At 54.3% G+C, this 12,402-nt stretch carries 7 protein-coding genes; 4 read left to right on the forward strand and 3 right to left on the reverse strand.

Annotation, left to right across the window (positions count from 1 at the left end; all coding sequences use genetic code 11):
* Positions 1 to 73: 73 nt before the first annotated feature.
* Positions 74 to 1,171, reverse strand: coding sequence for a hypothetical protein (locus tag FYC48_RS01500; RefSeq protein WP_149494932.1), 1,098 nt, complete (start codon positions 1,169 to 1,171; stop codon positions 74 to 76).
* 137 nt (positions 1,172 to 1,308) lie between these two features.
* Between FYC48_RS01500 and FYC48_RS01505 the strand changes: the two genes are divergently transcribed.
* Complete coding sequence (locus FYC48_RS01505) at positions 1,309 to 2,397, forward strand: sugar phosphate isomerase/epimerase family protein (protein WP_235034016.1); 1,089 nt, start codon at positions 1,309 to 1,311, stop codon at positions 2,395 to 2,397.
* 177 nt (positions 2,398 to 2,574) lie between these two features.
* Positions 2,575 to 5,034: a lamin tail domain-containing protein gene (locus FYC48_RS01510; RefSeq protein WP_149494934.1), complete on the forward strand. Its 2,460-nt coding sequence runs from the start codon at positions 2,575 to 2,577 to the stop codon at positions 5,032 to 5,034.
* A gap of 168 nt (positions 5,035 to 5,202) precedes the next feature.
* Here FYC48_RS01510 and FYC48_RS01515 read toward each other — a convergent pair whose 3' ends face one another.
* Together FYC48_RS01515 and FYC48_RS01520 are read right to left on the reverse strand one after the other, a co-directional pair.
* A complete protein-coding gene (locus tag FYC48_RS01515) occupies positions 5,203 to 6,654 on the reverse strand; it encodes a POT family MFS transporter (protein WP_230773711.1) in 1,452 nt (483 codons plus the stop codon).
* Between the two features lie 263 nt (positions 6,655 to 6,917).
* On the reverse strand, positions 6,918 to 8,612 hold the full coding sequence (locus tag FYC48_RS01520) for an alginate export family protein (RefSeq protein ID WP_200836511.1): 1,695 nt from the start codon (positions 8,610 to 8,612) through the stop codon (positions 6,918 to 6,920).
* 892 nt (positions 8,613 to 9,504) lie between these two features.
* Between FYC48_RS01520 and FYC48_RS01525 the strand changes: the two genes are divergently transcribed.
* Together FYC48_RS01525 and FYC48_RS01530 are read left to right on the forward strand one after the other, a co-directional pair.
* On the forward strand, positions 9,505 to 10,977 hold the full coding sequence (locus tag FYC48_RS01525; RefSeq protein ID WP_235034106.1) for a CmpA/NrtA family ABC transporter substrate-binding protein: 1,473 nt from the start codon (positions 9,505 to 9,507) through the stop codon (positions 10,975 to 10,977).
* A 293-nt stretch (positions 10,978 to 11,270) separates the two neighbouring features.
* Complete coding sequence (locus tag FYC48_RS01530; protein ID WP_149494936.1) at positions 11,271 to 12,386, forward strand: ABC transporter permease; 1,116 nt, start codon at positions 11,271 to 11,273, stop codon at positions 12,384 to 12,386.
* Positions 12,387 to 12,402 lie beyond the last annotated feature (16 nt).

The following is a 12,402-nucleotide window of genomic DNA, read 5'->3' on the forward strand; positions in this document are numbered from 1 at the left end:
AAAAGTTAGATCGCGATGGATCGCAATCTCCTTATCGGGGTACGTCGACGGGAGCGTCTTGGATCGAAAAAAATCAAGGAAGCTCGATCGTCTGTAGGGCAAGTCGACCTTTGTCGTCAATCAAGGCAACGGCATGCTGATCGTTCAATTTGTCCATTTGTTTGACGCCGCTAAGTGAATCGATCGTTTCGAACGGTTGTCCCGCGGTGCCTCCGCCGGAAACTCGTTCGGTCAAGCTTGCTCGACTTTCGAGTCCGTCGGTGCTGATCTTCATTACGCCACGAGCGCTGTTGCTGAGTAAGATCGACGTGCTGCCGTCCTTTTCATAGACGATCATATCCAACGGTTGGTTACGATTGCCGAGTTCGGCGACGGTTGTGCCACGCACCTTCTGGGATTCGCCGAGGTCATTGACCGAGAACCGAACTAACGGAGTACACGTATAGCCGGCTAACAAGCTGGGTTCGCCATCGACCATCATCGGTAAAAACGTTTGAATCGGCGAACCGTCTTCGACGCGACCGTGGGCGGCGTGGAAGATCTCGACGGTGGTCGCGATGGTGTTTTCTGCAAACGGGAAAGGAAACTCGATGACTCGCGAAGGTGCGTCACCGGCGGACAATCCAGACACCATGACTTTGCCTTCGAAGTAAGCGAGGTCGGTGATGGACGAGTCGCGATTGTTTCGTTTGCGGCGTCCCCTCGTTTCGACTCGATCTTCTGGAGCATTGGGAAGCACCTTGCTGGCATGGCTGATCTTCTCCAAGCCAACGCGGCTGATTTGATCAGCACCATCGATCCGCAGGAGATGGATCGCACCGCCCGCGTTGACCGAAACAAACGTGTTACCGGTTTCAGGATTCACCGCAAGTTCGCCGACTTCGACGTCGCCATCGATCGCGAGTGCTGACTTGATCGCTCCGACAAAGTCTTCAATCTTGGGTGATCCGGGTTGGCCTTCACTGTCTTCAAGGTTGATCGCGTGGACCGTTGCCGTCTTTGGGTCACCGACCAATAAAATCCCGGTCTCGGTGAATGTCATCGGTCCGATCGACTGCAAATCGACGGGACCGACGGTCAGCCCTGTCGGTGCGCCATAGCATGCCACCGAGGAAGCGAGCGCCAGACTGAGGGCACAGAGCGTTTTTCGAAACAAGTGCGACACATGCATGGTAAAATTCTCACTCGGGTAGGAGTTCGCTATCAACACGGACGTAACGAAGCCTTGGTTGATCTCGGCGTCGTTGTTCGCCGCCAACGGATTAAAATAGCCGATCACAACAGGTCAAACACGACAAGGAATCCATGGTGTCTAAGAAACCCAAAAATTACTGTGTACCGTTAGGGCAAAATCAAAGCATTAGTCGACGCGACGCCATCCTTGCCGGGCTTGCCGGGACTACCGCGGCGACGTTGACCGGGCAAGCATCATTACATGGGCAGGTGTCGACCGGTGCACAGGAAGACCATTTCCAGCAATCTGGTACGCCGTCGCTACATTCTGACGACCGGAAAGCCGCGACGAAACGTTACGCGGCTAAGAAGTCCATCAATCTCTGGGCGTTTCCTTACCCAGACCGTATGTCACTCGAAGAGTGCATGCGGCTTGCTAAAGATGCTGGCTTTGACGGAATCGAATTGAATTACGATCTAGAAAACGACTTGTCACCGAAAGCATCAAAGGAGTCGTTGCTTGGGATACGTCGATTGGCAGACAAAATAGGGATCGAGATTAGCGGCCTTTGTTCATTTTTGTTTTGGCCTTATCCGCTATCGAGTCTGGACCAATCAAAACGCGAGCGTGGCATCGAGCTAGCCGGATTAATCGCAGATGCCGCGGCCACGATGGGCGTTGAAAATGTACTCGTCGTCCCAGGCGCAGTTCATATCCCGTGGCGAGATGACCACGACCCGGTCCCTAACGATGTCTGCGAAAAACTCGCCCGCGAAGCGATCGGACAATTGGTTTCGGGGGCCGAAAAAAAGAAAGTCTCCTTGAACATGGAGAATATCTTTTTCAACGGGTTCTTGATGACGCCAATGGAAATGAATCGCTTTGTTGATAGTTTTGGAAGTGAGCATGTTCAAGTCCACTTCGATACCGGCAACATTTCGATGTTCCAACACGCCGAACACTGGGTTCCTATCCTTGCGGGGCGAACAAAAAACGTTCACTTCAAGGAGTTTACGAAGAAGGGAACCGATTATTCGCTCGAGACTTTTCGACCGTTGTTGGATGGAACGACCAACTGGCCCGCGCTAATGGATGAACTAGAACGCGTTGACTACGACGGTTTTGTCACCTTCGAGTACTTTCATCCGTATCCCCATTATCCTGAAGCATTGATCTATCAAACGTCTGACTCGCTGAACCGAATTCTCGGCCGGGAAGTTTAGCCTACAGGCATGAGCTAACGTTACTGTCAGCCGGCGTTACTGTTCGTCTCGCCGAACGCGAATGACATTTGCCGGCACGGTCGCAACCACCCCAGGGAAAGGGGTATCAATCCGGGCACGCTTGGGCGAACCTATTGCAGTTCCCATTGCACCTTGTCCAAGTTTTCGGGTCTACTCATGACCGTTTGCGTCGCTTCTCGGGTTGCGTGTTCAAGAACGCTGCGGCGGTTGCGCGGTGAGCCTTTGGAGCAGCGACTGTGCTTGTCGGCCGTTCGCATTGTTTCCTGGAACACCGCCAACGCTCCTAATAGCCCAACCGAAGATGCGTACTTTTCGACCGTTTTCGAAGCGATCGGCGACGAAGTTGTCGTTGGCAACTCGATGCCGCCTTCGATCATCGCGCTTCAAGAAACTGACAATGCAGAGCTTGGTGGCAATTCGATCGCCCGTATCGAAACCTTGCTCGAATCGCTCTACCCACAAAAGGATTTTGGACGGGCGGTAACGACGTTAGATTCTGGTGACGACGCAACGGGGTTTGTTTACGACACAGGAATTTTTGATCTCGTGTCCACTTCTGTTGTTGCCCAAACGCCGGGAATGCAGGCTTTTGCCCACCGAATTATGCGTGGCCAATTTCGTCCGATCGGCAGCGACGGACAAAGCGATTTCTACCTTTATACGACTCACCTGAAAGCCGGTTCGAGTGGTGGCAACGCGAGTCGCAGAACGGCCGAGGCCAACGCGATTCGGTTGGACATCGATTCACTGGGTGACCATCAAGATGTCATCGTAATGGGAGATTTCAATATCTCGGGCAGCAGTGAGGGAGCGTATCAAAACTTCTTGCGGTCAGGGACCGGCCAATTGTTCGACCCCATCGATACACCTGGTCAATGGAAGAACGACCCGCGGTACATCGACATCCATACGCAAAACCCGGCGATCAATGGTGCCGGAGGGATGGACGATCGTTACGATTTTCAGCTTGCCAGTGCAGCCGTGTTTGATGACGAAGGCCTACAGTACATCGATGGGTCGTACCGGGCTTTTGGCAACGACGGAACCCATACGTTCAATTCGGATATCACCACGGGGTCGGGAGCTTCACCTGGCGTTCTGGGTGCATTGGCCGCCGCCAGCGATCATCTTCCCGTCGTCGTTGACTATGAAATTGATGTCGTCGTTCCGGGGATCTATGTCAACACGGGCGGTAGCGATCTTCGATTGACCGAGGGAGGTGATTCGGTGACCTACGAAGTGTCGTTGCGAACCGTGCCCGATGCTGACGTTCAGGTTACGATCGCGACCGACGGTCAGACGCAGGTCAACGGAAGTGGACAAGTCGTACTGACGTTCACGCCGGGTGATGCATTGGTGCCGCAGACCGTTTCTATTGGTGCACTCGAGAATTCAGAAAGTGGCGGAACCGCGGTTAGTCGGATCACTCACTCCGCCGTCAGCTCAGACCTGACGTACCAATCGGTCGACGAGGTCTCTTTGTCGGTTCGCATTGACGACAATGATGCGGCGTCGGTTGTGATCAGCGAGGTGATGTACAACCCCGCCGGCGATGAACCTGACGGTGAATGGATTGAGATTGCCAACCTTGGTCCGGGCGCCGTTGATTTGTCTGGATGGCAACTTGATGACGAAGACCCGACTGATTGGTCACCGATTCCTGATGTCTCGCCCTTGCCGCCTGGTCAAGTTGCCATCTTGCACAACGACGCAGTCGATTCGGCAGACTTTCGTGATCGCTGGTCGATTCCGCCAGAGGCCATGGTCATTGGCCTGACGTGGGGAAGCCTTTCGAACTCTCCGACGGCAACAAATGAAAGCCTGGAATTGCTTGACGCCACCGGAGCTGTCCAGGACATTGTGCCTTATGATGACGACGGCAGTTCTTGGCCGATGGACAACAACGCCTCAAGTATTTACCTCAGCGACGTTCGTCTGGACAACAGCATCGGTGATCACTGGTTGATTTCTAATCTCGGTGTCGACCAGGCTCGACATCCTTCCGGGAGTCCGCTGAGTCCACTTGATGTTGGGTCACCCGGGTTTGCACCGGGCCTTCAGATCGATCCGCCGCGGGTTGTCGAAACACGTGTCGCTGGGCAGCGTGTGATTGAAGGAAGCCGCTCGGTTGTTCGCAGTTTGACGGTCGTGTTTGACCGCATTGTTTCGGTTCAACCGGGGGCGATCCAGATACTTCGTGATGGCATCGAAGATCTTCAAGAAGCGTCGGTCGGCCTTGCCATGTCGGCGAGAGATGTGATCGATCATACCGAAATCACGCTGACCTTCTCCGGAAACCTTTCCGATGCGACCGGCTCGCTGATCGATGGGCGCTATCGACTTCGAATCGATGCATCAATGGTAACGAGCGGAGGCATCGCACTTGACGGAGATAACAATGAACGCCCCGGTGGCGACTATCGGTTTGGCGAAGTCGCCTCGGATCGCTTCTTCCGACTCTTTGGTGACCGAGACGGTGACCAAGATGTTGATCAATTCGACCTCCGCCATCTCGGAGGTTTGCTCGCCACACAATCATTCGATGAGGCGTTTGACGCCGACGATGATGGAGACCTCGACCTGTTCGATTTGGCTGAGTTACGGCGTCGGTTATAAGTTGATGTTTTGTTCCCGAGTCTCGAATCGCTGACGTCCGGCGGATCGATTGCAATGCTTCCCCCAAGGCCACGGGATGGCCCCCGTGGCACTGACCGTCGCTTCGCGGATGAGGTTTCTGTCGAGACAGGTCATCGGGTTCGGCCCGTCAGCAGATGAAACATTGCGTCAACCGCTAAATCCGGGGCCCTCGGCTTCCGCTTCGGCCTCGGTATCGAATTCCTGGATATACTCCTTGCCTCGATAACGCATGGCGACAGCGACAAAAACAATCGCGGCGACAAGCATCAGTCCGGTGAAGAACCAGTAGTACGATGCGCCTTCGAGTTTACTTGTACCGTCTTCGTTGCTGATCACCGCGTTGACGAACGCGGTGATCGCATTGCCGAAGGAGACCGACAGCAGGTAAACGCTCATCACGATACTTTTCATGCTGTTGGGCGATTGCGTATAGCTGAATTCCAAGCAGGTGATCGAGACCATGACTTCGGCAGAAGTTAATAGCACATACGCCAAGACCTGCCAGGAGATATTCGGAGTCCCTCCGGCTGTAATCGCTTGTTCGATGAAGGCGCTGACGGTAAACGAGCTGACGGTGATGAACATGCCGATGCCGATTTTCCGAAGCGGCGTCAAGGGAAAGAACTTGTCGATCGCCGGATAAACGACGTACGTGAACAACGGAACCAAGACCAAAATCAAGAACGGGTTCGCCGCTTGAATTTGACTGCTGAGTAACTCGACCCCGAAGACGTTGCGGTCCATATTTTCCGCTTGCAAGACCCAGGCACTCGCGGTCTGGTCGAACAGGCTCCAGAACACAGCGACGAGTAGGTACAGCGGTGCAAGCCGTTTCAGTGACGCAAGCCCTTCGCCGGTGAACGCATCTTTGAACACTTGGGGCCCGCGAGCTGGGATATGAACGAAGCGATGTCGGCCCATCCAGAACAATAGCGTCGCGATCGCCATTAGGACTCCGGGCACACCGAACGCGACTTGTGATCCATAGTGTTCGAGCAGCAAGGGGGTCAGCAACGTCGACAAGAATGCCCCCAAGTTGATCGCGATGTAGAACCAACCGAAGACTTGACCGAGAAGGTGAGAGTTCTTCTTGCCGAATTGGTCTCCGACGTGCGCAGACACACAAGGCTTAATCGCCCCGGTTCCAAACGCGATCAGCCCCAGCCCGATTGCCAATCCGACCCGAGATTCATCGAGAGCCAGCGCGAGGTGTCCAATACAGTACAGCACCGAGAGATAAAGGATCGTACGATACTTGCCCAACAGCCAGTCTGCCAACACCGCACCAAGGATTGGTGTGAAGTAGGCTGCCATCACAAACGTATGCATCCAAAATTTGGCATCGTTGTCGTTCATCGTCGACAGCTCGCCGTTGCTTCCGAGCAAGTACTGTGTCATGAAGACCGTCAGGATTGCCTTCATACCATAGAAGCTGAATCGCTCGGCCGCCTCGTTTCCAACGATGTAAGGGATCCCGGGGGGCATCGTAGCGATCGGGTACGGCGTCGTTTGCCAACCGTGATCGCCAGAGCTTTCGGATTCGTTCTCCGGGGTGGGCTGCGGCGTCTGGTACGGATCGTTGGACAGATGGTCGGTCACGATGAATCTTGCTCTCTCGTGGAACGTTGCAGAATGTGCACCATCATCGCTGACGCCGACGCCCGCGACAACGCCTTTGCATCACGAGGGTAATCTGCCGGACCCAAGTCCATGATTTGCGGGACCGCGAGGCCGTGTGTTGGTATGCCGATGATGAGTAGACATTAAATCGACCGAATAAAAAAACGGCGACCTGCATCTCGGCAGGCCGCCGTTGATCGAAGTTAGTCTAGCGGATCACATGGCTTTCAATAGCGATCTCTTTAGAACCGCCATTGCCACTGGGTCCAGAAGAAGTCTGCATCATCGGCGGTTGGTACGCCGGCTGTCGTTCGGTAGTAATCGCCGGTATTGAAGTGCGAGTACCCCACCTGGACGTTCATGCGAGGGTTGATTGTCGCTGTGACCACGACATCGATTTCTTGTCCCAATTCGCGATCGCCGGCCGCATTGTTTGCGTTAAATGGAGCCATCGTGACGTTGTAGGGGGTGGTCAACTCGTCCAACCAAAAGTTGTGGTACCACAGCAACAACTTCACTTTATCGCCGAGAATTGGCGTGATGAATTGGAAGTTCAAATCGTGGATGTTCCGTCGGCCAAACAAGTCCATCAGGCCGAGGTATTTGTGTGCCAACGGGAATAGATGGTCAAAGCCGTCATCGCCCCGCGCCGCGGGAACATCGTCGTCACCGGATGCCCAGTCATACCAAGCCCACACGGTTGGTTTCCACGGACCACACGAAGTGCACAGATTGAGTTGACGCCCCAATCCACCGGTAAAGAAGTTCGCACTGTGATCACCGAAACCCGGGCTGTTCGATCCGAACTGGGTGCCGCCTTCGTAGGAATAAAGCCAGCCTTTGCCGACCGTGCCCGACCAGCGGCTACCAATGGTGTGGTAGTCGAAATCCAGCACTTGGTTGTTGAGCCCAAGGTAGTAATAGTCAACCGAGCCATAGGGCGTCGACGGGTTCGACAAGTAGACGCCGTAGAAATCGACATCTTCGTTCGCATCATCGATTTTGCTTTCGTTGGCAAAGTTTCGATTGACTGGGTTAACGAAGAAACCATCGACCGTCCAATCGCATCCTTGGTAGGTGCCACGGACCCCTTGAAAAGTCCGGCGAGTGTTGGCCCAGTCCAACGGTGAAATTAACCGCTGATCACCAAACAACAACTCCTGACGTCCGATCCGTACCGACAAGTCGTCGGTAAGCCGTGTGTCGAGAAACAGGTTTTGAATCTCGCCGCGGTTTTCTTCGATCGGGCGATTGTTGAATGTTTCTCCGCCAGAATCGGCATACAAGTATTCGCCGTAAATGCGAAAGTACTCGTTAACCCGCATGTTGGCAAACATGCGGTAGCGGGTCAGGAAAAAGTTGTCATCGTTTCCGGTCAGGCCCAACCCACGATGATTATTTTCGTGATGAAAGCGGGCGCGAGCTTCCCCGCCGACGTCCAGCTTGCCGCCCCACATCCCTTTTAATGAATCGCCGAAAAACGAAGGCCCGTCATAGCAGGGATCATTCAGATAGCTGAAGTCATTCGCGTAAAAGACGCCTTTGTAGGCTCCTTTCATGCCGGCCATCGCTGCATCTTTCTTTGCCTTGGTGCAGCATGGGGTCGAACAGCAATTACAGCTCGATGCCGCTGGCGAGGCACTCGACCAAGGTTCAGACTGATCGATCTGGACTGGTTGATCGACCTGGACTGGCTCTGGCATCGCAACCGGATCGGCAACCGGTACCGGGGTTTCTCCGACCGTCGCCTCGGTGTCATCGGCGACAAGCTGAATGCCGCCCAGTGGGGCGCCGTCGATGTTGGTTACGACGGTGGGTTCGAGCGTCGTGGCGCCGTCGAATGAGAAGTGCTCTTCGGCGAACGCCGAAGAAGTGAGAAAACCTGCGGCGATAGCGAGCGTGAGTGCGCGCCGACGTGCTCTGAGAGTGGAAAGCATCTCTTAGGACTCCTTCCTAATGGAATGGGATGGATCGCTTCTTGCGAATGAGAAATAGATTGATCGCTCGGTTCTTGCGAACTGTAGGCTGCCCTCGATCACTTCAATTGATGAAGCATTGAAGACAAACTTACCGAGCCTTCGGATGCCGATCCCGGCGCTACCGGCACCTCTAATCAGCTTTATCGACTCGCCCAATCTCAGGGTGTGTCGTTTCTCTCTCAGCTTTGACAATCCCTCCAGTCGTCAAACTTTATCATTGGCCGTGTCCGCTAAACCTTTTGATGCTCGATTGGTTGTTCGTCAACCTCGTAGATCAGGACGCGACTGTTGGCGCTGGCCAGGGTTGCGGTGCAATCGCACGTCGACTGATCAGCCGAACGCAAACCTTTGGACTCGACGGAGCGTGAGCCGAATGGTTTGAGAGACGAACGAAAACGTCTCCTGATGGCATCCGTCGGTGAAGATTTTGGGCTCCGAAAAGCAGGACGCTGACGAAGCGAATTTACCTGATCGCGGCACGCTATTCGGCTCGGCCACGAAATTCAGGGGTTCGGTTCCCCCTGCACTTTTGCTGGGCATGCGGCGAGTGTCGATGCCTATCGATGAAGCATCGTCAACGAACACCTCTTTTTCGCCACGCCCTTTAACGGCCCCTTGATCCTCTCTACGGGCGTCTAACGGTGGAATCGGTGTTCGCAAACACGCAATACGCGTCGCTGTTTTGCAGTTGGCACAGCCTGTGCGGGGTAGGCACACCATCGGAGGAGTGAAGGACCTCGACCGAACGATTCGGTTTCGCGCGATTGGAATTGATCTGCGTGATCGCAATCGGGTCGCAGGGTTTCAGTTCCCCGGGCCTTATCCCGTTCCACCTCCCGGAGCTTGTCCGTTGCGACGTTATCTGATTGCGAATTTATGTTGTGTTGGTCTGGTGGCGTTTGCCATTGGGTGTTCCAGTTCTGAGATCACGCTGGAGGATCTTGAAAAGGCAGCGGCAAAGGTTGACGTCGCACGCCTTGAAGGGGTAGACGCTTCTGGCGCTGATGCCGAAGTCGTCGAAATCCTTGACGTCGAAAAGCCAAACCTCAAGTTTGGTTTCATCAAACTCACCGACTGTGCGCCATTGGTGATCGCGAAAGAGAAAGGGTATTTCTCTGATGAAGGGTTGAACGTCGAAATCGAAGCGCAGTCAAACTGGAAAGTTTTGCTCGACCGCGTGATCGATGGTCAACTCGACGGTGCTCACATGCTGGCCGGGCAACCGATCGGTGCGACGATCGGTTTCGGGACTCAGGCGCACATCATCACAGCCTACAGTTTGGATTACAACGGCAACGGCATCACGGTCAGCAACGAAATCTGGTCGCAGATGCAGGAAAACGACCCGAAGCTAAAATCACCGACTCCGCAGCATCCGATCTCAGCCGATTCGCTTAAGCCAATCGTCGATTCCTACAAGCAGGAAGGCAAGGACTTCAATATGGGGATGGTGTTCCCCGTCAGCACCCACAACTATGAGATCCGCTACTGGCTAGCTGCAGCGGGGATTCATCCCGGAATGTATTCCGAAGAGAACATTCAAGGGACCATTGATGCCGATGTGCTGCTCTCGGTCACTCCTCCGCCGCAAATGCCGGGGACGCTCGAAGCCGGCACGATTCTAGGTTACTGCGTTGGCGAGCCTTGGAATCAACAAGCGGTCGTCAAAGGCATTGGTGTTCCGGTCACCACAAATTACGACATTTGGAAGAACAACCCAGAGAAGGTATTCGGTGTCACTAAGCAGTGGAATGATGAGTATCCCAACACTCATGTCGCGGTCGTGAAAGCACTGATCCGTGCTGGTAAGTGGCTTGACGAAACCGACGCCGATGGCAATTTGGTCAACCGCCAAGAAGCCGCAAAGTTGTTGTCCAACAAGGACTACGTCGGTGCGGACGAAGACGTGATTGACAACAGTATGACGGGCACGTTTGTCTTCCAAGAATCAGATGTTCGTCCGATGCCGGACTTCAATGTGTTCTTCAAATATTACGCTAGCTACCCGCACTACAGCGACTGCGTTTGGTTTCTGACTCAGATGCGACGGTGGGGGCAGATTACCGAAGAAAAGCCGGCGAGTTGGTATGCCGAAAAGGCAAAGGACATCTATCAACCGGCTATCTATCGCAAGGCAGCCGACATGTTGATTTCCGAGGGCAAAGCTTCGCCGAACGATTTCCCGGGTCCTGACTACGACGGCTACCGTGAGCCGACGACGGACTTCATCGACGGAAAGTCCTACGACGCGAAGAAGCCGATCGAGTATCTCAATAGCTTTGAGATCGGCAATAAAGATCCCGAGCCACTTGCAAAACAATAGCGATCATCTGAACCGGTCGCAAAGATCCGTGATCGTTTGCGACGGTTGGAATGATCTTGAAAAACGTTCACTCGGCGGTGGCCGCCTCACCGCCCGTGTGATCGGGAAGCGGCCAGAACGGGCCGGACGTTGGGTCCGGTGCCTAACGTCCGGCCCGGCCGTGGATCCCGATCACGCATGGACCCTACCATCACCCACCGACGAGTTCTTTCGGCCGACTGGGCGAACTGTGGGTCGATCGTGTTAAGGCGAATCCATTTGCTTCCCGAATCTCTACCGAATAACAAATCATTATGAATTGGCGAGGAAACGCGCTTAAGTTTTGTAACGTCGCGGGGCTGCCCATCGTTGAGCCTTTCATTCGATTGGCTGCCGGCGAAGACGTCAAAGAACAGTTCAAGAGCATTAGTAAATTTATCTTGCTTCCAATTGCCGCCATCGCGACGTTCCTCTTCCTGTGGAACGCGGCAGCCAAGACGGTGGTCACCGACAGCATGAAACTCCCCAGCCCATCGGAAACGTGGTCTGCGGGGACAGAGTTGTTTGCGATGCACCAAGCGCAACGAGCCGCCGACAAAGAACAGAAACAGGAGAAGATCACCGAAGCGATTCAATTGATCGCGAAAGCAAACTATCTGACCGCCCAAGCGGAATCGGCTGACGGAGAGCGTCAGGAGAAACTGCTCGCCAATGCGTTGGTCCTCAAGAAAAAAGCAGTCCAAGCGGCGAACTATCGTCCGTCAAGCGCGCCTACGTTTGTCGATCAGATCTTCACGAGTTTGAAAACCGTCTTTGTTGGGTTTGTGATCGCCACCTTGATCGCCGTTCCGATCGGTGTTCTGTGTGGGATGAACCCTTGGTGCAACGCGGCACTGACACCCTTCATCCAAGTTTTCAAACCTGTCAGCCCGCTTGCCTGGCTACCGTTGGCGTTCCTGATCATCGTCTGGGCATACTCGGGGACGAAACCCGGCGAGACGTTTTTCGAGAAGGCATTTTTGATCTCTGCCGTCACGGTTTCGCTGTGTTCGCTTTGGCCAACTTTGGTGAACACGACACTAGGGGTTGCGAGCGTCGATAAGGACTACATGAATGTCGCTCGCGTATTGAAATTGTCATGGAGTCAGCAGCTGTTCAAGATCATCTTGCCGGCGAGTCTGCCGCTAATGTTCGCCGGTCTTCGTATTAGCCTTGGCGTTGGTTGGATGGTCTTAATCGCCGCCGACATGCTGGCACAGAACCCAGGACTGGGAAAGTTCGTTTGGGATGAATTTCAAAACGGCAGTAGCCAAACGTACGCCCGGATCGCTTTCAGTGTGATCATCATCGGCGTGATCGGATTGTTGCTCGATCGGGTGATGATTTTCCTTCGGAACCTTGTCAGTTTCGGCAACCCGCAAGCCGCCTAACCCCAAGCGAGTCACA

The sequence above is a fragment of the Roseiconus lacunae genome, assembly GCF_008312935.1.
Classification (GTDB): Bacteria; Planctomycetota; Planctomycetia; order Pirellulales; family Pirellulaceae; genus Stieleria; species Stieleria lacunae.